The organism is Litchfieldia alkalitelluris (assembly GCF_002153425.1).
GTDB lineage: Bacteria > Bacillota > Bacilli > Bacillales > Salisediminibacteriaceae > Evansella > Evansella alkalicola.
Genome location: NZ_KZ119600.1, coordinates 1,452,360 through 1,478,981, shown reverse-complemented (window position 1 = coordinate 1,478,981; position 26,622 = coordinate 1,452,360). Strand labels below are relative to the sequence as shown.

Genomic DNA, 26,622 nt, shown 5'->3' with positions numbered 1-26,622 from the left:
GTGTTTTTTGGCATAAAAAAAATCCCCTGTGAAGGAGAAGTGAAATTAAGACAGTAAAAATCGCAGACTTTACCACTTAACACCCTCCTATCCTCGTAGTACGGTGAAAATGAAGTAGGCAGGTCTCCTGGCTTATGGTCATAGTTTCCTGCGCCTTCCCATCTTAGACAGTGGCATGTTGCAGGTTACTCCCAATTACAGTGGCGGGACCGCGTTGGCATTACACCAAACTTCCCTTTTAAGCTAGCATTCTACGAAGGCTAGCACCTTACTTCTTATTCATATGTATTTTTTTATGTCGAGCCCATTATACATAATATTTCAAAAATTGTATAGGGACTAATGTCAGACTTATGAAACAAAAACTATTAATTACTTGCAAAATAACAGAGTATGAAAGGAATTTAGCATCGTGAGAAATTATTTTTCATGATAGTTTGTTTCACCTATTTTTTTACAATAGGAATTAAAATTTCAAAATGAGGGTCTTCCTTGTTCCTATCCAAAGGATACCTCTCATGTTTTATCGGCAAAAAGTCATAAGGCACTGTTTCATCACTATATGGAAGGTAGTCACTATTCTTCAAATAATTAGTGATGTCAACATAGGTCTGACCTATGTTTTCACCCTTTTCATGAGTCGTCACCAAGTACATCATTTCTGGAATATTAATTTCCTCCATCCCAGTCGGAACATGTTGATCCTTTGTTACTTCAAATGCTGAATAATGTGTAAAACCATCTTTCCTTGTATGATAAGAAAGACCGAGTTGAATAGTAGCTTCAACAGCACCGTCCAATTCCTCTACTCGTTTCTCCATTTGATGAATAACCTCTTTCAGACCACTTACTTCTGCCCAACTTCCTTCCCACTTCATGCCTACTGCACGGTATGCAGGTTTCGTTAAAACTCGATATTTTGTCATTATTATATACGCCTCCATTTTTTATTGTAAGCCTTCAATTGTTATCTCCACTCGTCTATTTTTTTGCCGTCCATCGGGGTTGTCAGTCCCATCTGCATGATTATTCCGGGCAATGGGCTTACTTTCACCAAAACCTTCTGCAATCAAACGCCCTTCATCAATCCCCCTTTCTACGAGGGTTTCCAATACAGAATACGCTCTTCGCTCTGAAAGGTCTTGATTGTATTCTGGAGTTCCGTGATTATCTGTATGACCTGCTATATAAACAGTTCCTTCAGTCGCTTCGATAATCTGCACAATTTGATCTACTACAGCCTCCGATTCATGGCGCAGCTCATCATCATCATAATCAAATAATATATTTCCTGGTAATGTTAATAATGTACCTAAATCCATCTCAACGGCATTATATTCACTTAAAGTCTCCATCATATCAACCTCTGCTTGCGAAGAAGTAACTCCTTCATAAACAACAGCCCGACTAGTCGGAATCTTCCCAGTGATAACAGGAACACCAATAATTCTCTCTACTTCACTAATAAAAGGTTCAATAATATACGTGGACGATGGTAAAGAAGTGTTCTCTTTATCCTCCGCATCAACGGTTGACACCGCTTCACCCTCTATAAGACTATCCTCTCCTGTTATTGAGCTAACCGTTTCGCCTTCTACTTCATGATCATTATTCCTATCCGATTGTCCAATACAAGCTGTCATTACGAAGAGCAAAAGAATTATACAACCTATAATTATCCCAAATTGCGACTTATCCATCTTGGTTATCGTAACTTTTCCATTCACTTCAACCACCTTCCCTATCGACCTAAACTAATATCTTCAAACTCAAACATAGGATTATGTGTAATTCGAGAACTCCCACCAAAAATACTATTTAATGTTAGGTGTAGGCTTGTAGCTTCTTCAGGGAGCATACCAACAAAGATGAGTGATGCTGTCATCCTATCCCCTTCTGGTATATCTAAAGACTCATTTTCCTTTGGTGGTTGATAATAATACATTGTCTCCCCTGTATCGTCTTCTAGTTCAGCACCAGTTCTTCCAGCTGCTGTTATGCTGATGTCCTTTCCAGATGCATTTAGAACCGTAATATTAACCGTGATATACTCCTCGTTAAAATGAATGCTTTCCAATGTTAAAATGGTTCCATTTTCATGATATTGTGTTTCATCAAGCTCCAATGTTTCTGGTAAACTACTTGCACTAACTTCAGTGGATAAATCCTCAACACTACTATCTTCTTCAGCGTCATCTGAACTGACAGCTATATCTTCTGATTCCGTAGCCACTTGTGTTTTATTCTCATCGATCACATCTTCGTCTCCATTCACCTCAATTGGCTCATCATTAACTGTGTCGTCCACTTCCGTTTCGTCTGCTACTTCTTCTGCACCAGTTGAAGCATCTTCTTCGTTAGAACAAGCCACAACTACCACTACAGCGAAAAATATAGTAGTTAAGTATAAACATATTTTCATTCTTCGTCCAAGGTAGGTTTCCATTTGTTTTCACCATCTCCTAATTTATAATAATGACAAGGTGCTGTTAAGAAAGTATGTAAATAATAGCAGCACCACCTTATGGATATTAATTCCAGACTAACTCTAAATTATTATAATTTTCGGACAATAATTCCACAATATGTTTATTTTGTTTTCAAGTAAATTATATCTAAATTACTACTTTAATAATGTAACTCAACTACCTTTAGTCCTAATTGTAAACAAAGGGACGGTTCTTGCGTTTACAAAACGCTCGAACCGTCCTTTTGGTTAATAGGTAAAGAAGTGTATATTGTGGCTGATGACCAAGGCGCTTTCGCTTTTCTTATTTGGCCCTTGGTGCACTATCAAAATCTATCTTCTTATGTGTACCATCACAGAATGGCTTCTTACTAGACTCTCCACACCTGCATAACGAAAAGCTTTTTCCTACTTTAAATTCATTTCCCTCACCATCTATTAACTCTACATCACCAGTAATTCTAATAGAACCATGATCATTTACTTTAATAGTTACCTTTTCGTCGCTCATTATCAACAACACACCCTTCTTAGATAATTAATGAAACAATTTATCAAATATAATCATATGCAGATACTGCCCAAATCGTAACTACCCTAAAATTTCCCATCTGTTCACACTTTCTTAAATTGAATCCAATCAATAATTAAGCCAGGTTTAATAAAATCTAAAGTTAATTCATGAAAGCCTTCTTGAAGTACTGCTTTCACTAATTTCTGTTCGACCCAGTGCCCTTCAGTACCACTAGTTTGAATAGTTGTTAATGGCTCCCCGTTTAACAGTACATTGCATACACTCTGAGCTAAACTTGAGTGAGGCGACATAACCTTCACAAACAAACGATAGGTCCCTGCTTCATCTACTTTCAAGTAGGTAGACTCATTTTCTGATGGATTAACCTTTGTTTTTTCCAAAAGTAATGTAAACTCCTTAGGCGACACAGAATTAGTCCCTTCAAAGCTGTTCACATTTTCCTCAATGACCTGATCTCTAAAAAACACAGGGGCCTGCATTAAAAATTCACATATATTTATTGCAGAACGCTGCAATTCTCCCCTCGTTAGGGTACCATCTTCAAGTGATGCTAGCGTATTATCATTTGAGGAATTGACCTCTGCTCCATAGTTATTCACTACCATATACAAGTCATTTTGTGCTCGAACCATAAAGTTTGTAGATGTTCGATCAGCAGGTCCTCCGTTCACCGTATCATTCATATGTGCCCACCAATCAGTCATTACGATCCCTTTAAATCCCCACTCTTTACGAAGAACGGTTGTATTTAAGTCGTAATTTGAAGCAGCCCAATGGCCATTGATTGGATTGTAGGAGGTCATAATGGAATTTGCACTACCTTCTTTTACAACCATTTCAAATCCTTTTAAATATATCTCCCGCAGCGCTCGCTCAGAAACTGCTGCATCTACCTTTGTTCTATATTGTTCCTGACTATTACATGCAAAGTGCTTTAATGTTGCATTCGCTCCTCCTCTTACAACACCACGAGTGCAAGCGATACCAAACTGACCAGTCACAAGGGGATCTTCAGAGAAATATTCAAAGTTACGTCCGTTCAAAGGGCTTCTCCTAATATTCATTCCAGGCCCAAGTAGAACATCAATATTGTTTTGCAAGAGCTCCTGTCCTTCCATCACATACAATTCCTCTACTAATTCAGGATCCCACGTCGCAGCAAGTAAAGTTCCAATGGACACTTGCGTTGCTTTATGACCACTATCCATTCGAATTCCTGATGGTCCATCAGCAGTACAACCTAATGGTATGCCATAATTCAACAATCCATCACTCACTCCACCGAAAGCAGAGGCAGTACCTGGGGTTACGAGTGGGCTACTCATTCCTTCCCCTCTCACGATTGTTGCCAAGTCATTATCATCTAGCTGTGCAATGAAATCCTCCATACTCACTTTGCCATCATAGACGTCTCGTAGCTTATACCCTTTATCCCCAGTCTGTTCCAATGTTCGAGGGAGGTTCGTCTCTATTCTCTCAGCTAAGGACACCTGCTGCTTTGGTACTTCCACATAAGTAAGTTCATAGGATCCATCTTCTTTTTTACTACCAGGCATCATTCTTTTAAATGATTCTGTTGGTGCCAACACCTCTTCTAGCTGAGCCACCACTTGTAAATCTTCGAGTTTGTAACTACTACGTCCATCAACTTCTACTTTGGCTAGATTTCTCACACTATTCCCAACCAAGAATCGATACTCTCCAGCTTCTAACACGTATGCTGAAGGTTGTCCTGTTATCCCTGCATCATCATAAGATGCTAACGATTTTAATGGAAAACTAATCGTTAGATCTTCTGTTTCCCCAACTTGTAGCTCTTGCGTTTTTTTAAAGGCCACCAACTCTTTCGCTGGCTTTCCTAACTTACCTTGAGGGGCTTCGACATAGACTTGAACAACTTCTTTACCTGAAAAACTCGACCCTGTATTCTTAACAAATACATAAACTTCAAAGTATTTTACACCATTTTTTTCAACAATAGAAGCTCCTTCAGGATCAATGGAGAAGTTTGTATACGACATACCAAACCCAAACGGATATTGAACCTTCTTTGGAGCAAAGGTCTCAAAATATCTGTACCCTACATAAATATCTTCTTCGTAAAAATTTCTCAGCTCATTACCATAATTACGAGTGGACGGGTAATCATTGATAGAAAAGGCAATGGTATCTGTTAGTTTCCCACTCGGTGTCACTTCTCCAACCAATACATCTGATATGGCGTTCCCACCTTCCATACCACCGTGCCAAGCGTATATGACACTTTGAATTGGAAAGTCATTCATCCAACTCATATCAATAATGTTAGAAACATTAAGAACGACCACTACTTTATTGAAAAAATTAGTCACTAATCGTAACATCAATAATTCATCTTCCGTCAGTTGGTAGCTACCTGGTTCATTTGCATTGTCTTGATCCTCACCAGCAGTACGTCCAATCACTACGATCGCCTTATCGGACTTTTTACTAGCACTAGAAACGATCTCCTCTGTTAAAGGCATCTCCTTTTGGTGCCAAGGCTCAGCTGCCCATCCACCACCACCATTGTCAAACGGATTCTTTTCAATCCACGTTTCATAAACTTTGGCTAATTCTTCATTAATGATAACTTTATCTTTATTTCGCATAGAGTCTAACAGGTTTGTTGTATAGGTGACATTCACACTTCCTCCAGAGCCTGTTCCACTTCGGTAATAATTTATTTGTGTTCTACCGAATATTGAAATTTGATCTCCTTTTTGTAATGGTAGTACCTCTTTTTCATTTTTAAGTAATACGGCTCCTTCTGCTGCTACTTTTCTACTAAATTCTGCAAATCCTTCTAGTGGAATTCCTATTTGATTCATGCTGTATGTATACCCCTTTCATTGTTTCGTAGTGCTTTTAGTTAGCTTTTATAGGCCAAATCAAAAATAGTACCATGCTATTTCTAGTTAAAATAATGGAAACTCCTAAAAAAGCGCTTACATGGATTAAATTATAGTATATCACTATAAGGGAAGTAGATAAATAAACTAGGTACTAGAATAACCCTTGAATTTTCTTAAAATAGTATAAAATGTGACAACTTTTTTATAACAGAAAAAAGACGGTCCCATGTCGTGAACATGAGTACCGTCCCTTCGTTTTACCTTGGCTTTTATTCTGACTCAGTTTTCTTCGCTGATTCAGTTTCATACACACTGTCTTCACTTGCTGTATCTTCCTTTGTAGCAGCTTGCTGTTGTACTTCTGGACGAACTACTGTATGCGTGTTGCCACGATTCACTAAGTCCGAAAGTAATTGAGATACATCCAAGCCAGTTAACTCTTTTAGGGGCTCTTGAATTTGCGTCATAGTATTTGTAATAGATTGGCTGTAGGAAGCGGCTCCATTTCCACTTCCTGTATCAATAATTTTGATAGAATCAATATTGCCTAATGGTGCCGCAATTTCTCTAGCATATTGTGGTAGCATTTCAATTAACTTCTCTGCAATAACAACTTCTCCATGCTTGGAAATAGCTTCTGCAAGAAGTCGTTTCGCTTCCGCTTCTGCTTGCCCTTTCTCACGGATAACCTCTGCTTCCGCAATACCACGGTCTCTTTCAATCTTCGCTTGCGTTTCCCCATCAATGCGAGCTTTTTCCGCTTCTGCTTCAGCTTTTCTAGTAGTCTCATAGTATGCTACATCAGCTTTTTGCTTACGAACTTTGGCTTCCTCTTCTTCTAATTTAACAGCACGTTCCCGCTCTAGAAACTTAATTCGTAATTCTTCTTCCGTTTTTTGTGCTTGAAGCTTAAGCTCTGCTTCCTGGACTTCTTTATTTAATTTTGCCCTTTCCAACTCATAAGATTGCTCAGATTTCGCCCGCGCCCGCTCTGTTTCTTCTTTAATTTGGGCATCCTTTAAATCCTTTTCTTTCAAGGCTTCTGCAATCTCGATTTGGCGTTGATACTCCTGTTCCTTTGCTTCCTTATCATTTGTTGCCCTATGGATTCGTGTTTCCCGTTCACTATCAGATTCTGCAAGCTCCGCTTCTTTACGAACCTTCGCAATCTGTGGTCTTCCTAAATTCTCAAGATATCCATTTTCTTCATCAGCATCTGAGAGGTCTGTTAAACCTAATGATGTAATCTTAAAGCCCATGGAATCTAATTGGGCCTGAGCGACAGTACGAACATCCTCGTTAAACTTTTCCCTGTCAGCATTAATTTCTTCCACTGTCATTTTAGATAGAATTGCACGAAGATTTGCGTTTAGAACTTCTCCAATTTCACTTTCAATTTCCTTCTGTTTTTTCCCAAGGAATTGCTCTGCATAAATTGCAATTCCCTTTAACGTATCAGAAACAGTAACCATGGCCACTGCATCTGCAACGATAGGCACCCCACCATGTGTGAAAACTCGCGGTGTCCTAAGCTTTAATTGAAATGAAGTTAAATCCACAGGCGTAGCAGTTTGATGCATTTTTAATAAATGCCCACCACCACGGATTATTTTTATGGATCGACCTTCATTATCCGTGAAGATATTCGTTTCCTTCTCTGGGTCACCAAGCTTGGGACCTGCAATAATGAGTGCCTCGTTGGATCTCGCCGTTTTGTACCTGATTTTGTACCAGAAGAAGTAGGCTAAACCTAAAATCATTGCCAAAATCAACAATGGAATTAAAATTGCTAAAATACCTAGTGAAGCTAACATCAAAACCCTCCTTTAATAAACTTAATATGTAATACGGGCAAGAAACATGAAAGTTTCAAAATAATTGGAAAAGTGTAAACAAAGGGACGGTTCCGATGTTTACTTAGAAACGAAGTAAAACATTAGAACCGCCCCTTGTAAAGTGTTTGTTAATTAAATGAAGTACTCAGGAAACTTACTAGCAATATCTCCTTTTTCTAAATTGACTAGTTCCAAATGTTCCGTCATAATCTTATCGGCACCTATAGGATCTTTTGCTAATATACGCTTAAATATTTCTTGATGATGTTGTACAATTTGTTCCCAGTTAGTATCTGAAGCAAGGCGCAGGGCTCTTAATCGGTCAAAGTTACCATTCATTTTTCGAACAAATAACCATGTACGGAGTTTCTTATCCTCTTGATAGAACAGTTTATGATACTCTTCATCAAGCTCAAAAATACGTCTATTTGAATTTTTTTCCACACACAAAGATTGCATCATAAGATTGGACTCCATATTAAAAATAAAGTCTTCACTTACACCTTTGCATAAGTTTTTTACAATCGCACGTTCAATATGTACTCTTATAAATCTAGCTTCCTCCACTTGACTAATATTAATCTTGGAAACTACTGTTCCAATTTGGGGATAAATATGCAGTAACTCTTCTTGCGATAAATGAATAAATGCTTCTCTAACAGGTGTTCTACTGACACTTAATGTATCAGATATTTCCTTTTCTGATAGCTTCTGTCCCGGCTTGAGTTCCCAATTTATAATTTGATTTCGAATCTTTCGGTAAACAAACTCCCTGATAGATTCCTTCGGTTCTATTCTAGCATTCATCTTTAACAGCCCCCATCTTTTCTAGGCATATCAATCACACCTAACATACATATTCTATATGTATAGATGACTATGGCAACACAACCTCAGTGTATTGCCATAGTCAACATTTACTCTATTAACTCTACTAACATTTTACCAATTATCCACACGATATCTTACTACATCTGTAAAGAATGCTTCATAGGCATCAACGTCAAGCTCCCTGTAATCATCTACAAAAGCTTCCCATGCAGCATCGAAGTTATCAGGATCTTCTAATACAATTTGAGGATAGTGCCGTTTTAAAATTTCCTCTGAACGCGCCTCAAAAATGTCAGGGTCTGAACCTGATTCGATATGAGCACTCCATGCTGGGAACCAAATACGCTCATCTGGCTCAGCAAAGAGGTCAGCAAAAGTCTCAGCTCCATATGCATCTAAAAACTCTCTATCTTCATCAGTAAGGCCTCTCTCAAAAATTTCTGTCTGTCTATTAGACTGAATTGCATTACCATCACTAAAGGAACCATTTAATACAGGCCAGTACCAATCAAAGTACCACATTCCAAGTTCTTCTCTAAGACTAGTAGTCAGTGAGGCAATTTGTTCATCAGTACGATAGAATCTCCCATTTTCATCTACTTCGTATGTTTCTCCTTCATATCCATAGTGAACTTTCTTTTGGAATTCTTCAGTAACAAGATAATCCCAGTATTGAATAATTCTCTCAGGACTTTCTGCATTCACTGAAATACCTATTCCACGGTTTATTGTAAATGCAGGAGGATCCAAATATTGATCATACTCGACACCGTCAAATACAACTGGAATTGGAACGAATTCTCGATCAGGATCACCAGCATCTTCTAATGCAGTTCTTGCATTACCAATCTGCCACCCATAATCAAAGAATCCTAACACACGACCAGATGAGAGCTTCGCTAAATACTCATCATAATTCATAACGAACATTTCCTGATCTAAATGCCCATTTGCATTTAATTCATTTAATTTCTTTAAAAAGTTATAGGCGTGCTCTGAATCAGCATATACACTCGCTTCATGTGTATCCAAATCTATCATGACTCCACCATCGTTTGGATACCCTGCAAGATGGTTAGGGATATTAGAGAATGCAAAAAATCTCCAGTCATATGTTAAACCTGTATAAGGGATAGTTGTCATTCCATCAATTTCTGGATTTTCTGCTGCATAATCAAGGATAAGTTCAAAAAACTCATCTATTGTATGAATTTCAGGATATCCAGCCTCTTTGAGTACTGCTCGCTGAATCCACCATGCTCCTTGATCAATTTCCGGATTTGGAACAAATTCGTTTACAGTTGGACCAAATGGAAGGAAATAAATGTTTCCATCATCCATTCGGAACATTTCAAGATAATCTCCATACACATCAAGTAAATTTGGCCCATATTCTTCTAAGAGATTATCTAGAGGTATAAATGCTTCTGCATCAAGCAAATCGTCTATTGCATCATCTGGAACTATGACATCTGGGTAATCACCACTAGCAATCATTACACCTATCTTTTGATTCATTTCACCAACAAGATGTTCTACCCTAAAGTTTACACCTGTAAGTTCTTCTAGTTCTGCACCGATTCTAGTTTGATTTAACTCAATATCATTACCTCCTCGTCCAGCGTTGAAGTAATGATACGTAATTGGAGTCGTATCAATCTCTGGAGCTGCAACTTCATCATCTGTCTCCTCTGCATCCTCTTCATCGTCAACCTCTTCTGTTTGCGGTTCATCCTCGTCCTCTACTTCATCAGTTCCTGCATCTTCATCGGAAGTACAAGCCGCAAAAACTAACAATAGAGATAACCCTATTAGTAACAACCATTTCTTTTTTGTAAACATTTGACTTCCCCTTTCTTTATTAACTACAAGAAATCTTCGACAAAGCGGTGGAAAATCTACAAATCATACTTACGCGATGGCATCACCCCTTTCAATAAGCACTTACATTAAAAAAGCGCTTACATTTTAGAAACTAACAAATAACATTGGTCTCTATTATTTGTTTTATGATAATTTTCAATGACAGAATATTCAGTTAATAATATGTGTAATTAGTCGCTACTATAGAACGGATAGTTTATAACTGATCTGCTGTTATATATCCTATAAATCCAGTCAGAACAAAGAAACACGTTCTGCAATCACTGTATAAAAAAGTACTTAGAGTTGAATACAAAGAATTAAGAATAAAACATTAGGAAAATTGTTTTAACAGTAGATTCATTGATTAGTTAGGTTAGAGGGTATTACGAAGGTTTGAATACAAAAATAATAGAAATTGTTATATCTAAAGCTACAAAAATAATTATTATAGTTTTACAGATTATTAATAAACTACAACTATTTACCAACTAGTATGGTATGATTATAGCCCATTTTACTAATATTGACAATAGGTTTTGGTCATAAAAGTTTTAAAAGCAAAGGAAAAGGGACGAGGTTGTGGTGTCAGTGAAAAATTCCGTTTTTTATAGCGGTCTATTAAATATACGTATTTCATTTGCTACGTTCATATTTATTCCCTTTAAATCACAATCCATCATTCAAATAATGATAGAAACTCCCCATATCCCTCTGTTATCAACCGTTCCTTCGGTATAAACCGAAGTGCAGCTGAATTGATGCAATACCTGAGTCCACCTTCCTCCTTAGGGCCATCATAAAAAAGATGACCAAGGTGGGAATCTCCATATTTACTACGCACCTCTGTCCGAAGCATTCCGTGACTCTTATCCAATTTGTCATTAATATGATAATGATTAATAGGTTTTGTGAAACTCGGCCAACCACAACCTGCATCATACTGGTCAGTAGTACTAAACAATGGCTCCCCAGACACTATGTCTACATATATACCATCTGCCTTATTGTTAAAAAACTCGTTTTCATATGGCAACTCTGTCCCATTTTGTTGTGTTACTTCATATTGTAGAGGTGTCAACACAGTCTTTAATTGCATCTGATCTTTTTCCACTTGCCAAAGCTTTTCTAAAAATTCCTTACGACCTGACTTCTTATACTTAAAACGAAAGTGATATGGGATTTTTTTATAATAATATTGATGCTTCTCTTCTGCTGGACAAAACATACTAACCTTCAAGATCTCCGTAACGACACTCTTTTTAAATCTACAACTTTTTTCTAGCAAACTTCTAGACTGTTCAGCAACTTGTCTCTGTTCTTCATGGTGATAATAGATGGCAGTTTTAAACATCTCCCCACGTTCGTCAAATTGGCCACCGTCATCAGTAGGATCAATGTTTTTCCAATAGATCTCAAGTAGTTTTTCATAAGAAATGATGAGAGGATCAAAGCTAATCTGTAAGACGAGTCGATGTCCTGTCCTACCAGATACCACTTCCTCATGTGATGGTTCTTCTTCACTTCCACCTGAATATCCTGATTCCACACTGTGAATACCAGGAAGCTCTGCAAAAGGAGGAACCATAAACCAAAAACAACCACCAGCAAAAGTGGCTAGCTCTAGTTCGTTTTTGTTATCCATTCATTTTTCGATCCTTTCATATTTATATAAGAACCGCTCCTCCGTTTACTCCATGATTAAACGATTCAAAATGTAGGGCTGTTCGTGATGGATCCAATGGGTCGCTTCCTCCACCATGGTGAACCTACCTTCAATACACTTACTCATGCTTTCCTTAGCCATGGCAAAAGATAGAAATGCATCTCCCTTACCCCATATTAAGTGAACAGGCACCTTAATCTTTTCCTTACTTAACTGATCCAAGCTCCCTGCACGCAACGCCCGATACCAATTTAGCATGCTAGTAAGAGCACCTTCTTGAGACCAAGCAACTTCATATGTCCTCAAGACACCATGAGAAAACGTCCCTTTATTTGAAGTAAACTGCATCATCTTTTTTACCAATCCATATCCATTATCCTGAAGTGTTTTCTCTGGAAGAGTCGGTAGTTGGAAAAAAAGTATGTAAGAGCTCCTAACGATCTGTATCGGGTACCTCACTGCTTTTTCCATAAAAACGGCAGGGTGAGGGGCATTGATTGGGATTATTTCCTTTACTCTGTCAGGCCTAGTTGCAGCAATATGCCATGCCATTAACGCTCCCCAGTCATGGCCAACAATCGTTGCCTTTTCTCTTTGAAAATGATCTATTAGTCCGATGATATCATCTCTAAGTACATTCATTGTGTAATGACCCAATCCTTTAGGTTTGTCGCTTAAATTGTACCCTCTTTGATCAGGGACAACAACTCGATACCCCGCTTCTGCAAAAATGTGAATCTGATTTTTCCACCCATACCAAAACTCAGGAAAACCATGGAGCAAAATGAGTAACGGTCCATTTTCCGGACCACCAACCTTTGTATGAAGAACCATCTCATTTGTTTTGATAAAATGACTTTCAAGTTCTTTCATTTTACTTAACCTCCTTCATTGAATGAATATGCTCACTCATAAATCATACTCCCACAATCCAAGCTGTCCTTTAGCTGGGATAAATGTATCTAGCATTTGCATATCCTCAACCACCCAGACATAACCACCTTCTTGATAGTCTCCAGCAAAAAAATCATTACCTGATACTAGTCTTCCGTCTTCCAAGAGTGCCGATTTACTATTTTTCTCAACCACTTTTAAGCAATTTATTAGCTGACAAGTCCCAATGATTTGACCCGTTGGAAGGTCTTCTACAGAATATCCATGTTTCCCTAGCAATCCTCTAATAGCAGGATGGGCACATACGGCTTTATCTATTTTCTTGCTCGTATGTATGGCAAGGGAACCGCGATAGTTTGTTTTCCAGCTTCGCGTCTCATATTTAACTTCCTGTAAAACAAATAGACTGGCCCATGGCTGAATCATGGATAATACCTTCATTATACCTACCACCTATACCTTTTCTATTAGCCTCACCAATTCTTCCACAAAAAAACGTAGGGACGCTTCTATTGTTTTCTTCGTTTGCTCAACGAAGAATACGATAGAACCGCCCCTTGCTCACAAGGTAATTTTCACTTTTGTCCCTTGATTCGGTATACTTGTAATCTCAAATCCCCCTTGATGTGTCTGAATGATTTTTGCAGTTGTCATCATCCCAAGACCTGTTCCCTTCTCCTTTGTCGTATAAAACGGGGAGCCAATTTTATTCAGAATTTCCTTTGGTATTCCAACCCCTTCATCCTTCACAACGATCACGATGGCCCCACCTTTATTCCGAACAGTTATATAAAGGTTCCCTCCATTAGGCATGGCTTCAATGGCATTTTTGACCACGTTAATCAATGCTTGTTTCAATTGACTTTCAATTCCTTTCATTTCTGGGAGAGCTTCAATATTACTATGTATATCAACTCCGCTCATTAACGCTTGAGAGCTTAACAATGTTACGACATCTTCCATAATCTTACCTACATTAATTAACTGAAAATCGTATGCCTGAGGTTTTGCCAATACCAATAATTCGCCTGTAATTAGTTCAATTCTTGAAACTTCATCAGATAGAATATTTAAATATTCCTCCTTGGCTTCCCCCTTCATTTGTTTCATTAGCTGCAAGAAACCTTTAATAGACGTGAGTGGATTTCTTATTTCATGAGCGATTGATGCTGCAAGTTGCCCTACAGCAGTGAGTTTTTCCGAATCAACTAATCGCTTTTCCGTTTCCCTCTCTTTCGTCACATCCCTTGCCGTGCCGTAGACACCTACTATTTTTCCCCCGACAGTAATTGGCATATTCGTTACTTTTACATTGATTCGATGTCCATCTTTGTGTAAGGCTATCGTTTCATAATGAGTCGTCTCTCCATTTATAGCTTTCTGAAAGTGATAAATTACAGTGGCAATCTCTTTTTCGATTACGAGGGGAATCCAATCCATTTTGATATATTCCTCTTCCGTGTATCCAAGGAGCTTTTCCATAGCTGGATTTACACTTAAATAATTTCCATTTAAATCAAAGGAAAATACCGCTTCTGGATTATTTTGAAACAAAGAGAGATAGTGGTCTTCCTGTTTATTTGCTAGTTCCTTTTGTAAAGTGATATCTTGAAAAAACACAGTAAGACCGTTAGAAGAAGGATAAGCTCTCACGTTATACCACATATCTCTAGGAGGCCAGTACATTTCAAAAAAAACAGCTTCTTGCTCTCGAACCGCTTTATGGTATTGTATGTATACTTCTTGATTAACAGCTTCAGGAAACTTTTCCCACAAGTTTTCCCCTAAAACTTCTTCTTTTTGTCGTCCTAGTACTCTAATAGCTTCTTTATTAAAATATGTAACGTTCCATTCATTATCTACAGCAAAAAAAGCATCTGATATCCGATCTAAAATCTCTTTAGTTAACGGCACTTGCATCACCCCCGCTATAAAAAGTAGGCACTTCTATTATTATTAAATTCTCCCAATCTAAGAGAATACCTTTATTTTTTCTAATGAGGATAGTTCAAAAGGCACATATTCTTAAACAAAAAAAGGCGGTACTCCTTTACAAAATAGGAGACCTACCTACATTATCTCTTTGTATTCTTTCTTATCTCGGAATGAGCCAATACATTGTGCATGTAGCACAGTAAACCAAGATACGCTTTGACTGCCTCATTCGCCATAGAGGCAACACGCTCACCATAATACTCCTTTACCATTTCTCTTGTAGGTGAACCATTAAATATGACACTGCATTGGAGTTGAAAAAAATCAGTTATGAACTTAGAATCCTGATTATATACACGAATTAAAAACTCTTCATCTAAGAATGCCTCCGGAAGGTTCTCTGCCTCTAACCAATTCACTAGTAGCATAACCATCTCTTCATTTGTCCGATGCTTCTCTTCATGCTCAATATACTTCATTAGAATATCACGTATCCATTGAGGATCCTCATCAGCATCCATCGTATCGTTCAGCTTTTTTTTATAATCTACAGGTTCCCAAACTTCTTCTTTTACTTTTGGATTGCCAAAAAGTCTTTTTAAAAAGCTCAATACAATTCCACTCCTTTCAATTAATCTATTAACTTTGTTAAAGGGGCGCACACAAGTTGTTCAATTGTTGGCCTATTAATCTAGCAAATCAATATCCTCCAACTTTTCAGCTGCAGTCCAGTCTGGATTCTTTATTTTGACAGTGATGCTATGGAACCACGCAAGAAAAAATAAAGCTATAGCTAGAAACGTGCTTGCATATAAAATTGTTAATATTTCCTGACTAGCTAGATCAAAACCTAATTGTCCTGAGCTAAAGCTGATAGATGATAGCAAAAATAATACACCTATCGGTTTCAAAATTCGGAATAAATTTTCTGTCCCCCGATGAAGTGCATTCGCCACTCTTTCACTGTTTATGTGAATCCAAATAAGCATAGCTAAAAATATAAATAAATAAACCATTCCAACAATCATACTTTTACCCGTAACTATCCAGCCGATCATTAGCAGAAATAATGCTGTAGCATCACCATACATAGCAACAAAAAGCACACTCCACTTTTGATCTTCATGCTTCAAAGTTAATGAACCGTAAGCAGAAACAAGGCTTAATAAGGAAATAATTATAATAATAATTATCCCAACACCACTAAAATAATATGGCTCATTAACAGCGATTGCAAAACCACCAGTGATAACAGGTAATAAAATCCCCCCGTAGATGCCACTTTTATTCATCATTTATATCACCTCTTTAATGGGAATGAACCTCCCGTCCTTGTCGGAAACCTATTCCAGTTCAGTGTTTGTTATGTTTCGTTTAGTATAGAATGAACAATGTTCAAGGAATCCCAATCTCCCCCTGAAAAGAACGTAACAGGGTACTTTTTCGGAAACAATATAGTGTTAATTTCTCTAGGGCTTTTTCCTTCTTCATGAAGCTTGACGATTTTCCCTTGCAGGTCCTGTAAATAATTCAGCTTCCTATTTAGTGCTACACGACCATTTTTAACGAAGCCCGCATGACAACAGAATACATCTTCAAAATCATAAGATAACACTTTTTCCAAAGAGGCGATTATATCAGGAATGCTTTCCTCCCGAAGAGCAACTTTCGTCCTATCTTGGCAATACAGATCTCCTGTAAATAATTGCCCTGTCTCTTGATTCAAATAGGCATGATGATCAACGGCGTGACCTGGCGTATGAAGGACAAGCCATGTAGCATTCTGTGATTCAAAGCTGTCACGAATAGGTGTCGCCTGGAAAGGTCTTCTTCTCCCCCAAAATACTTGCCTATATAACGGATAATCCGCCATTTTCCTGCATGGTTCAATCATTGTTTCATTCATAAAAATTGGAAGACCTCTCTTCTTCTGTAAATAAGCAACCCCACCAGTATGGTCTTCATGAAAATGAGTTAGCATAACTTTCTCTATATCCAATGCATTAAAATAGAGTTTAAAGAATTTCTCCAATGATTTCGCACCAGTATCAAGTAATACGCCATCTATGAAAAAACTATATACATTTAGTTTGAAAAAACGGGAAGCAATTGTTCCGTTCCCCATTTGAACCCCATTCACAGTCTTCTTTGTAAAACTTTTCTTAAATAACACCGTGACTTCCCCCCAGCCATTAATTAAAAACATCATACCACAAAATGAATGGGTATTCATTCTTTTCCTTTCATATTTATTCCAATCATTCTTGTTTCTTGTAAAAGCGTTTCCCCGTATTCGCATATATGAGTGTGAACACAATAATTACAAAAAACATGACTAAACCAAATGCAGATAACCACTCGATTCCATTCGCATCGGCAAGCATCCTTATCACTATAGTGGCGGTGATGGCAAACATCACCTTCCCAATAAATTTACATAATGCAACAGTATTATACTTTGCTTTAACTTCTTTTGGGTACATGTTAAATCCAGCAATCAACCACGAACCTTTACCAGTAGATAAGTACAAAGCAGCCGATAGGAATACCACAATAACGATGACTTCAATCATGCTCTTTCTCCTCCTCCAAAACGAATGAACATTTCAACTACATATACGAAACCAAACAAAAAAAGTTCCTGAACGTAGTACATGGACTCGGTGTTGAGCCAAGTTTTCCTAAAAAATCACTAACCCATGATCATTGCCTACAATAAAGAAGGAATTATGCTTCCATGGAAGCATAATCCCTTCTCCGATAGTGATAGATCAGTTTATAAAGCAGTCTCGATGTAATCGGCAAACATAAATACCACAGGGACTTCACATAAAAAGCCTTAAACCTAGATTTTAAGATCCCCATGCTCATAAGAACTTTATCAATAACCATGTGAATGATAATCATGAATGATGGATACAACCATCGATGCTTCGCCCACCTTGAGGTTACCAACGCTGTATAGGATAAGACTAAGCTATACCATGGAGCTAGTTGAAAATGCTCTGTCCAAGTGTGATAATACTTACGGCCGAACCTAATCTTACGGAATACACCAAATACATACATGAATGTAATCCATACTACTTCAATGGAAAAGTAATGTGCAAGTTTCAGTGCCCAAGCTTTGTTTTGTATCAATGCTTTAGCAACCCAATCACTGATATGAAAGAAAAGAAAAATTAACACAGGTGTAAATGAAGACTTATACCAAAACACTTTATAAATATGGATTCTTTTAAATAGCACTTCAATAAAATAATAAATAATAGCCATACTTAACTTCCATATCCAGTTTTTCTTAAGAATTGATAATATTGTTCCAGTAATCGGAACATACACCGCTTGTGAATAGATAGCCCCCAATATAGTATCAAATATGCTTTGTTTAAAAAGCCGTGGCTTGTACCTATAGCCATGGAATAAATTTAATGTTGGAAGTTCAAACAAATAAGTAAGACCGATGTTAGTTAATAGTAAAGTCCAAACCTCCCCTTGATTGGAGCGTCTAAGTAGTATGACAACTGCGACGATGTGAGCTACTGCTAGGACTAAAAATGGCGTTGAATTCTTATTCAAGAGTTTGTACTTTTTCCCCATCATAAACCCCCAACAACTTGTGACGTTTAGCTATAGCATTTGCATTTGCAAGAAAAATAAACATAAGGGACGGTTCTCCCGTTCACAAACGGGAGTACAGCCCCAAAATCGCTCATCATTTAATCCCCAGTTCCCTTTTCCAGCTGATCACGTGAACGCCCGAACCGTCCCTCCGTTTCCTTAATCGATAGGACTCCAAATAAACCAATCAGAGAAAATATCACAGGCGTTATAAAACCGAAGTAATAACCGCCACTTAAACTCCCTGTTGTCTGTTGAAAGTAATTCAATACAATCCCAAAAATACTCGGCAATAGAACCGCACTGAGAAATCCACCTGTATTGGCAACCCCAGAGACAATACCTGAGTCCTTCATCGGAAAAGTATGACGTACAATAGAAAATGTTAAAGCACTTGCCCCAAAACCATAGCCAATAATGAAAAACAATGTCACTAGTAACCAAACTGGAGGACTTCCTTGAAATACAAGGAAGGCGGACCAACTGATCAAAATGATCATGTGAACGACAACATAAGGTCGCTTTATGGTCTCTAACTTCCCTGCCAACCAGCTAGTGAGGGGAGCACCAATTAATGCCCCAATGAGCCCAATCATCATTAATTGGCTCGCACGCTCCCTAGTCATCTCATAAATATCCATTCCATAAGGTACCGCCCAAGAACTGATAAACCCAATATATCCTCCTACAAGCCCAAAGTGACAGAAGAATAAAGCCCATGCTTGCCGGTTTGAAAAAATTCGTTTTACAATTACAAAGGTTTTCTCCTGTTCCGCAACTGGTGTCATCTTAACAAATTTTTGATTAGGTTTCTTTATAAGTACTAAATACAACATAATGGAACAAAAACATAAAAGAAGACCTCCTGCAAAAAAAGAGCCACGCCACCCCAGTAAACTAATTAAAGAAGCAAAAGGAACGGTTGCCATCAAGAATCCAAGACTCCCAGTCATTCCTGCCACACCAATCAAACGCACAAATTCTTTTTTACTGAACCAGGACCCCAAGATTAACACCATACTGACCCAAATAGTCGCATCCCCAGTCCCTGTCAATATTCGGGCAACAAACAAGACAAATTCATGGGTACCAAGACTATAAATAATTGTACCGATACCTGTTAAAAGTGCGCCAGTAATTAAAAATAAGTTCGGTCCATAACGATCTACTAAAATCCCCATCGGAACTTGTAAAGCTGTATATATCAAAAACTGCATGCTTGTCAGTAGTCCAATCGTTGCCGCTGACACTTGGAAATCTACCATTAGTTGGTCTGTGATCAACCCTGGTGCCGTCCGTTGACTCGCCATAAAAAGGTATGTCACTACAACTGAAGCAAAAACCACCCATCTATACTTACTGTTTCCGTTGTTGAAGCTGCTAACTCCGTTTTCTTTGTCCACATGCCCCACTCCGATAACAATATACTTTACTCTATGCTATGTGTAAAAAAGCAACAGTAGTAATGACTTTTTTTATGTGGGTGTATTTGACATTAAACAAAAAATAGCTACTGAAGAAAAAAACTCAGTAGCTACATACTCCGTTAATTAAATATCTGATAATATCCGTCTATCCTCAGTTTGTGGTGGTTCTGCCATCCAACCATTCTTCAAAAAATTGCATGAGGGTTTTCTTTGATAAGAAATAAAGAAATAAAAAGCATCAGAAATACACAAAATAAAGCACTGTTAAAATCAATGCTGGAACAAAGACAACTATGTATATTACAGTAAGATTAGTAAAATGCCTTCTTTGATTTTTGCTATATTCTTCCCCTTTTGGATTTAAGCCAATCATTACAGTGACAACCAAAGCAAAAATACAGATAATAACCGTTAAGATTAAATATGGTGTCAAATTAATATCCATTCATTTCCCCACCTTTATATATCAGTCATAACAACACCAATTGATAACTTTACAAACATACTAATAGTATAAACGCAATTCACTACTTACTTAAGTGATTTATATCACTACATTACAACATTTATTTGAAATATTAAACAAATCAGACCTAGCTATAGAATAAGAAAAGTATAAGCATATCTAATCGTGATTTTAGTGGGAGATCGAGTCAGGCTGAAATCAGGTTAGTTTTAGGAAATATCCCTTTTCTCATGAAGAAACGATTTATCATAAGATAAGTTATTTCTCCATAAAAAATGGTCCCGTCATCAGTGGTGTTTTGATGAAGAGACCTCTTTTTATGTTTGTTATGCAACTTATAAATGGTATCCTTCTTTGACTTTGTTCTTCTTTCGTGTGTACTAAAACTTACTGCCATGCCTCGAGACTTTGTTGCATTCCTACCACCGTTTCTTACAACGTGATCGCGTTTTTTCTTTGCTTTTGATTTAGCCATCCTTTACACTCCCTTTTCTATCGATCCACTTGGAATCTAGGCTCCATTTTTACACTAAACTTCACAGTTTGTAGCCATTGCATTCCTAGCCGGATAATAGTTTATCAGTTTCTTTCTTATTTAGCAATGATATGAAAATCATTATTTAAGAAACGAGGCAGATAACCTTACCTAAGATATCTGCCCTCTAAGAACATTGACTTATTAATTAACATTAAGCTTCAGTTTTACATAGTAACTATCTCCACTAGACTCTTTTTCGACTAAATCTCCTTGGAGATTTTCCCCCTCCTCACCGTAATGCTCAGTAATCATATCCATCTGTCCTATATTAGCTGGTTTAAATTCAATAAGAATATTCATCTCTGCATCTTCACGTATATCATCAGGATATCTAAGTCTCGTTTCAAAGGATCCATCAGGATTTACAACAAAAGAATTCTGATATCCAAACGAAATATATTCAGGCAGATCTAGTTTTATATTTACCAATGCAGGTTCAATCAAATTAGTTTTTCCAGATATGTAGAAACGATCTTCATCTCGTTCCACTTTCACATCACTAATACGGACTTCGAGATTACCTTGGTCTTCTGGAAAATCCCATTCTGGTGTTTCAGACTGCAATGTCACATACTCTCCCTCAACAGGTACAAAAAACATGTGGGTTTTCACAATATGATGGATATCTTCGCGAGCACTGTTATGGTCGATATATACTAAAGGCCCTTCGACGTTTTCTAGAAACTCACCATAATGTTCGCTTATTTCAGGATCTTGGAAGGTGGTCATCTCCACGTATAACTCTAACTCCGTATCATATTTTTGTGGGTGAGGAACTTCAACATAAAATGTCCCATCATTCTCTATACGTGCATATTCATGATATCCAATAAAAGTATAATCATCAGACTTTATCATAGCCCTCACTCTTGTTTCTGGTAGGAGGTTCGTTTCACCAGTAAAAATGAACGTGTCCTCTTGCTCCTCAACGTGAATATCCCATCTCACATGGAGGTCTCCTTGGTCCTCAGGTGCATCCGCACTTACTGAATCAACGACCGTAACGTCCACATCTTCACGACCACTCGAATCTTCGGTGTTATCTTCCTCATTAGCTCCACCATTAACTTCCGTATCTGTATCTTCTAAAGTATCATCAGTTACTTCTTCTCCGTTGTCTTCTTCACTTTCAATCGATTGATCAGCGTCTACTGAAGCTTCCTCTTCTGGATTTCCTGCTTGACAGCCAGTAATCGTCAATAAAGTAATCACAGCAAATAAACTAATAATCATCTTTATCATTAGCAACTTTCCCCTTATGTTATTTTATTTTTATATATAGAACTGCTCCTTACAATTTCAAAAAAAGTTCACGACCTCCTTTTTGTTTTTAAGGTGTTTAACACCACGTTCGCGTTACTTACCTATGTGATTTTATCATAAGATTCAAAATCATCTACCTATTTTTATAAAAACATGCCTAAAGTCTGATTAAAGGGGATTGTTGGATAATCAGTGACAAGTAAAAAAGGTCTAAATCCCTAAAACTTTTTCATATTCACAAGAGAGGATGAAGAGCGGGAACACAAATGGAGAGGAACACTAAATTTTTTTATAAAGCTACTTTTCACAAGCTACAGTCCATGAAAAACCTAGAAAGCCTAAACGATCTTCGGTTACATTTCCGTTGTTTTCAATACAATCTTCAATGGAGCTTGAATAGCCGTTATAGTTCAAAGCAGCAACAACAGATAAAGTAGCGATCAACATCAAAACTATGATAAAATTTCTTAGTTTTTTTATTGTCATACCATCACAACCTTTATTTTTTTGGTATACCAATTGACTTCTTTTACAATAGGCTCTGTTAAACTTAGATGTTGATTTTTTGTTACAGGTACTCGCTTTCCGCGGGCGGCTGGTAAGCCTCCTCGATGCTTTGCATCTGCGGGGTCTTACCCCTGCCTTTAATCCCGCCGGAGTCTCATACCTTCCACAAAAAATCAAAAGTGTTAAATATCAACATTATCCTTTAACAGATCTTTACAATAAAATCGTTTACTTACTATAAGTATAACAAATTTATCCTCAATACTCTTTCCAGAAGGCAAAATACATAGATAGAATGCAAAAAAATGGACCTATGATAATTTCCTCTATAAAACCAGGCCATTTCACTTAATGAAATGGCCTGGTTAAGCAAAGCAGTTATCCTCTTTTTACTGAGCCTCTAACATTGTCTGGACTGTCACAAACTGATAGCCCCTATCCCGCAGCTCATCAATAATCATCGGAAGGGCTTCCACTGTCCCCCTAAGTAAATCAGGATTCACTTCAATATTGTGCTGTAAAATGATTCCACCAGGGGTAATATCACGCCTCACAATATCCAATATTTCCTGCCCTGAAATTCCTGTCCAATCGAGTGTGTCCACCGTCCACATTATTGTTCTGAATCCCATTTCATTGAGGACTTCTTGATCTGCACGAGTTATTGCACCATATGGGGGACGAAACAGATCTGGTTGTCTACCTGTTATCCATTGTAATGTTTGCTGTGTAGTTTCTACCTCCCGCATTACCTCAGAAGTACTTAACTGTGGTAATGAAGGGTGGTTAAAAGTATGATTACCAATCCCGTGTCCTTCTTCTACCATTCTTTTCATCATAGTAGGATACTGCCGAACTTGTTTTCCCATCACAAAAAAGGTGGCTGGTACTCTTTTTTCCTTTAATATGTCCAGTATCTGTGATGTATAATGATTTTCTGGCCCATCATCAAAGGTTAACGCCACAAGCTTTCTATCTGCATTTGACCTTCCCGACCTGATCGGTCCCTTACCTAATTCTCTTTGCGTGTTAATGTAAGTTTTTCTCGTTTGTTGGCGGTAAACAACCTCCATCCCAAGCTTTTTAGCGATATCATTTAATGGGACAAAAATGTCTTGGTGTACCTCCACTGTAGAAGTGGAAAGGGTGTCTCTCACCCACTTCTCAGTGCCAGGCAACAATGTATCTGTGTATCTTGTACCGATTGGAACGGCAAAGTACTTATCATCTAAGCGGAAGGTAACGGAATTGTATTCTTCATTCCAGTCAACCCTTGCCCCTGTGTGCTTTAAGAATAAGGCAGGTACCATGAAATGCCCGTCCTTTAGCATATATTTTGTGTTAATCGGCTGGCCGTCGACATAAACAGGCGCCTCTGGAAGCATTGATTCCTCCGCAGCCCCCACTACTGGAAAAATCGTGTGCAGCGCTATGAAAAAGATGACTATTACTATCATTTTACAAAATCCATTTATGATCATTACAACAATTCTCCTTTACCACAGTGCTATTATTTCTCCTAAATCATACATTTCCCAATTCAAGATGGAATTACTATATTTTTTCGCGAAAACATCAGTCGTAAAGGTTATCAAGGAAATCATATATCACTACAAAGTTTAAGCTCTAGGAAAAGTCATTGCTGTATGTAGATTTATGATAAACTTGAATACAGAATAGTCATTCAATTACGATTAAATTCGTAGCCATAGATCAAAATATCACTGGTTGTTAGGAGTGATGGTTTTTACAATGAAACTTCAACAATATATTGGATTAGCAGTCATTGGTTCACTAGTGTTTTTATTGTTAATCTTCTTTAATGACTCGGATCCAACCTACAAAGAAATAAACTTGGCAAACGAGGTGGAAATCTACAAAGATAAAATAGAGACATTAAAGAATGAAAATAGTAAGCTAGCGTCTAGTAACAAACATTTACAAGAGGAAAACAACGATTTGCAACTACAACTGGATGAACTTAATCAATCTCAGCTAGATATAAACAGAGACAAAAACGCCATTGTCCACGCAATTAACACGACAAATAAATTCCTAGAAAGTTCATCTGGTAGTGATATCCAAATGTTTTTTAGTGAGTCTACCTTAATTGATGAAGAGAAAAAGGAAGTTATTTTTGATGGAGATTATAGTGTCGATTTTGAAGCCTATTTAAATGCTGAAACAGTAGAGCTAAATGGTTTTTATATGGAGGAAAATGAAAGGGTCCATCTATATTATTTGATCCAATATAGTGATGCAGAAACATTCACATCTACCCACTTCGTTTTAGTAGAAGAAGAGGGTTGGAAAATAAGCAATATATACGAAGGGTAGTTTTTTACAACTAAACTTAACTCAGGCACTGGGAGGGAAACTAAATGATTATTGGCTTCATACTATTTGTCATTGCTTTCATCGTATTACTTTTTGGCTTATTCACACCTATTGGGCTTGCGAATGCTATTTTAATCTCACTAGTTTTAGTGGTTATAGGAGTGTTTGTCCTACTTAAGAAAAGAAGATAATGGGGAAAACTAAAGTTTATAACAGGGTCCAACATACTAATTAGTAAAAGAAAACGCATGGATTTCATTCATACAAGAAATCACATGCGTTTACTATTCATATTTAATGCGTCAACACAATTATCCACAGCATTTTTTATACTTTTTCCCGCTACCACAAGGACATGGTTCATTTCTTCCAACTTTTATTTCTTGCTTTATGGACTTACTCTTACTAATAGAAGGATCTATCTTATTTTTTCCACCTGGTAACTGTTGTAAATGCTTCTTTTCTTCTACTACTAACTCAGCTGAAGTATACCCCTTAAGGAACCATTCCCTTGTGCTATTCATTAACTCGATCACTTTTTCTAACAGAGCTTGAACGCTCTCAAAGCTAGGAAATTCTATATTTCCTCCTAGATATTCTATTACAGAATTTGGGCTTTCCCCAATTCTCGTAGCGTAGACACATTCTTCCGCATAAGTGTCAGCATTTTCCCTACTCACATCAAAGTTTTTCACCAAGAATTTAACTAATTCCCTATAACTATCGTTGCGCTCCACATACCCAGGTTCCCCTGCTTTAAGGAGTTGGCTTTTCGTAAAGGGATAGTATGGAACTTTCTTTCTCATCTCGTGCTCCCTCTTTACCCTCTCAGGATCAAAGACACGCCAATTCGAAAGTCCAAACTTATCTATCGTAAGCTCTTTGTAAAACTCATTTGCGTTTAAGATCACCTTAATAAATTCGTTATAATCAACAGGTGCTTTTGTATAAGATTCTAACATTTCTAATAGTTGGGAGGTGCTTAACGTTCCATAGTAATATAATAAACCGAAGCTTAAGGTAATCCATTCTGTATTTCTTTTAACAAGTGCATTTATTTTGTCATCTTTTTGTAGTTTCAGGATAGTATCGTGCAAATCTTCCGGCACCCCTACTATCTTTTTCCCATCTATCGTTCCTGTAAAAATTAAGCCTAGTTTTCGTAAGTAATCGATTTGCTCTTTTTCTAAGGTAGGTGCTTTCATATGCCCACCCTTATTCACAATTAATGATAATAAGCTAAAACGTCTTTCATCAAATAAACGAAACATATGTACTAAATGCTGAGGAATTTTTTCCAACAATAATTCAATCAACTCTGCTTTTTTAAGCGTGCTTACGCCTTTTAAGGCTAATGCCTTTCTTGTCTCATCTAGTTCATATTTAGTTTGTTGAGTTAAAACTTCTTGAAGTCTTATTGGGAGCGAAATTGGACTCCACAATTTCTTATCTCTATCAATCTCCTTTTTTCTTTTCATATCCTTTAATCCTGCCATCGCATTCATTAGAGCTCTTTCTAATTCCGGATTATGCTTACTCATACCATTCACCTACTATCATTAAT

At 37.4% G+C, this 26,622-nt stretch carries 26 protein-coding genes and 1 riboswitch; of the genes, 2 read left to right on the top strand and 24 right to left on the bottom strand.

Annotated elements, in window-relative coordinates; translation table 11 throughout:
* Positions 1–99 precede the first annotated feature (99 nt).
* Positions 100–286: riboswitch (cobalamin riboswitch) on the bottom strand.
* A 160-nt stretch (positions 287–446) separates the two neighbouring features.
* From BW724_RS06890 to BW724_RS06780, 23 genes are all read right to left on the bottom strand, one after another.
* On the bottom strand, positions 447–926 hold the full coding sequence (locus BW724_RS06890) for a GyrI-like domain-containing protein (RefSeq protein ID WP_088074527.1): 480 nt from the start codon (positions 924–926) through the stop codon (positions 447–449).
* 21 nt (positions 927–947) lie between these two features.
* Entirely contained in the window at positions 948–1,727 is a 780-nt protein-coding gene (locus tag BW724_RS06885) for an OmpA family protein (RefSeq protein ID WP_088074526.1), read from the bottom strand.
* 14 nt (positions 1,728–1,741) lie between these two features.
* Entirely contained in the window at positions 1,742–2,446 is a 705-nt protein-coding gene (locus tag BW724_RS06880) for a hypothetical protein (RefSeq protein ID WP_088074525.1), read from the bottom strand.
* A 325-nt stretch (positions 2,447–2,771) separates the two neighbouring features.
* Complete coding sequence (locus BW724_RS06875) at positions 2,772–2,978, bottom strand: CDGSH iron-sulfur domain-containing protein (RefSeq protein ID WP_088074524.1); 207 nt, start codon at positions 2,976–2,978, stop codon at positions 2,772–2,774.
* A 104-nt stretch (positions 2,979–3,082) separates the two neighbouring features.
* Complete coding sequence (locus BW724_RS06870) at positions 3,083–5,851, bottom strand: glycoside hydrolase family 3 C-terminal domain-containing protein (protein WP_088074523.1); 2,769 nt, start codon at positions 5,849–5,851, stop codon at positions 3,083–3,085.
* 293 nt (positions 5,852–6,144) lie between these two features.
* Positions 6,145–7,689 (bottom strand): flotillin family protein, encoded by a 1,545-nt coding sequence (locus BW724_RS06865; protein ID WP_088074522.1) that lies wholly within the window; start codon positions 7,687–7,689, stop codon positions 6,145–6,147.
* Positions 7,690–7,842: 153 nt separating this feature from the next.
* Positions 7,843–8,517: a GntR family transcriptional regulator gene (locus BW724_RS06860; protein WP_088074521.1), complete on the bottom strand. Its 675-nt coding sequence runs from the start codon at positions 8,515–8,517 to the stop codon at positions 7,843–7,845.
* A gap of 135 nt (positions 8,518–8,652) precedes the next feature.
* Positions 8,653–10,383: an extracellular solute-binding protein gene (locus BW724_RS06855; RefSeq protein WP_088074520.1), complete on the bottom strand. Its 1,731-nt coding sequence runs from the start codon at positions 10,381–10,383 to the stop codon at positions 8,653–8,655.
* A 700-nt stretch (positions 10,384–11,083) separates the two neighbouring features.
* Entirely contained in the window at positions 11,084–12,049 is a 966-nt protein-coding gene (gene msrB, locus BW724_RS06850; protein ID WP_088074519.1) for a peptide-methionine (R)-S-oxide reductase MsrB, read from the bottom strand.
* Positions 12,050–12,094: 45 nt separating this feature from the next.
* Entirely contained in the window at positions 12,095–12,943 is an 849-nt protein-coding gene (locus BW724_RS06845; RefSeq protein ID WP_088074518.1) for an alpha/beta fold hydrolase, read from the bottom strand.
* A gap of 36 nt (positions 12,944–12,979) precedes the next feature.
* A complete protein-coding gene (locus tag BW724_RS06840; RefSeq protein ID WP_088074517.1) occupies positions 12,980–13,405 on the bottom strand; it encodes an ASCH domain-containing protein in 426 nt (141 codons plus the stop codon).
* A gap of 120 nt (positions 13,406–13,525) precedes the next feature.
* Entirely contained in the window at positions 13,526–14,878 is a 1,353-nt protein-coding gene (locus BW724_RS06835) for a PAS domain-containing sensor histidine kinase (RefSeq protein ID WP_235848918.1), read from the bottom strand.
* A gap of 161 nt (positions 14,879–15,039) precedes the next feature.
* Entirely contained in the window at positions 15,040–15,510 is a 471-nt protein-coding gene (locus BW724_RS06830; protein WP_088074515.1) for a hypothetical protein, read from the bottom strand.
* Between the two features lie 75 nt (positions 15,511–15,585).
* Positions 15,586–16,194: a hypothetical protein gene (locus BW724_RS06825; protein WP_088074514.1), complete on the bottom strand. Its 609-nt coding sequence runs from the start codon at positions 16,192–16,194 to the stop codon at positions 15,586–15,588.
* 68 nt (positions 16,195–16,262) lie between these two features.
* Positions 16,263–17,072: an MBL fold metallo-hydrolase gene (locus tag BW724_RS06820; RefSeq protein WP_176371329.1), complete on the bottom strand. Its 810-nt coding sequence runs from the start codon at positions 17,070–17,072 to the stop codon at positions 16,263–16,265.
* An 85-nt stretch (positions 17,073–17,157) separates the two neighbouring features.
* Entirely contained in the window at positions 17,158–17,472 is a 315-nt protein-coding gene (locus tag BW724_RS06815) for a DUF3784 domain-containing protein (RefSeq protein ID WP_088074513.1), read from the bottom strand.
* Between the two features lie 154 nt (positions 17,473–17,626).
* Positions 17,627–18,499, bottom strand: a complete 873-nt coding sequence (locus BW724_RS06810; protein WP_088074512.1) for a hypothetical protein — start codon at positions 18,497–18,499, stop codon at positions 17,627–17,629.
* A gap of 119 nt (positions 18,500–18,618) precedes the next feature.
* Positions 18,619–19,830, bottom strand: coding sequence for an MFS transporter (locus tag BW724_RS06805; RefSeq protein ID WP_088077737.1), 1,212 nt, complete (start codon positions 19,828–19,830; stop codon positions 18,619–18,621).
* A 355-nt stretch (positions 19,831–20,185) separates the two neighbouring features.
* A complete protein-coding gene (locus BW724_RS06800; protein WP_088074511.1) occupies positions 20,186–20,392 on the bottom strand; it encodes a hypothetical protein in 207 nt (68 codons plus the stop codon).
* A 208-nt stretch (positions 20,393–20,600) separates the two neighbouring features.
* Positions 20,601–20,888: a hypothetical protein gene (locus BW724_RS23200; protein ID WP_140354930.1), complete on the bottom strand. Its 288-nt coding sequence runs from the start codon at positions 20,886–20,888 to the stop codon at positions 20,601–20,603.
* A 204-nt stretch (positions 20,889–21,092) separates the two neighbouring features.
* Positions 21,093–22,193: a hypothetical protein gene (locus BW724_RS06790; RefSeq protein WP_088074510.1), complete on the bottom strand. Its 1,101-nt coding sequence runs from the start codon at positions 22,191–22,193 to the stop codon at positions 21,093–21,095.
* A gap of 318 nt (positions 22,194–22,511) precedes the next feature.
* Positions 22,512–22,700: a hypothetical protein gene (locus BW724_RS23540; protein WP_088074509.1), complete on the bottom strand. Its 189-nt coding sequence runs from the start codon at positions 22,698–22,700 to the stop codon at positions 22,512–22,514.
* 410 nt (positions 22,701–23,110) lie between these two features.
* Positions 23,111–24,202 carry a polysaccharide deacetylase family protein gene (locus BW724_RS06780; RefSeq protein WP_088074508.1) on the bottom strand — a complete coding sequence of 364 codons (1,092 nt, stop codon included), beginning with the start codon at positions 24,200–24,202 and terminating at the stop codon, positions 23,111–23,113.
* Between the two features lie 271 nt (positions 24,203–24,473).
* Between BW724_RS06780 and BW724_RS06775 the strand changes: the two genes are divergently transcribed.
* The gene (locus BW724_RS06775) at positions 24,474–25,058 is read left to right on the top strand and encodes a hypothetical protein (RefSeq protein ID WP_088074507.1); all 585 of its coding nucleotides are present in this window, start codon (positions 24,474–24,476) and stop codon (positions 25,056–25,058) included.
* A 44-nt stretch (positions 25,059–25,102) separates the two neighbouring features.
* Complete coding sequence (locus tag BW724_RS23195) at positions 25,103–25,249, top strand: DUF2207 domain-containing protein (RefSeq protein WP_140354929.1); 147 nt, start codon at positions 25,103–25,105, stop codon at positions 25,247–25,249.
* Positions 25,250–25,369: 120 nt separating this feature from the next.
* Here the strand turns inward: BW724_RS23195 and BW724_RS06770 are convergent, their stop codons facing one another.
* The gene (locus BW724_RS06770) at positions 25,370–26,599 is read right to left on the bottom strand and encodes a YecA family protein (RefSeq protein ID WP_088074506.1); all 1,230 of its coding nucleotides are present in this window, start codon (positions 26,597–26,599) and stop codon (positions 25,370–25,372) included.
* Positions 26,600–26,622 lie beyond the last annotated feature (23 nt).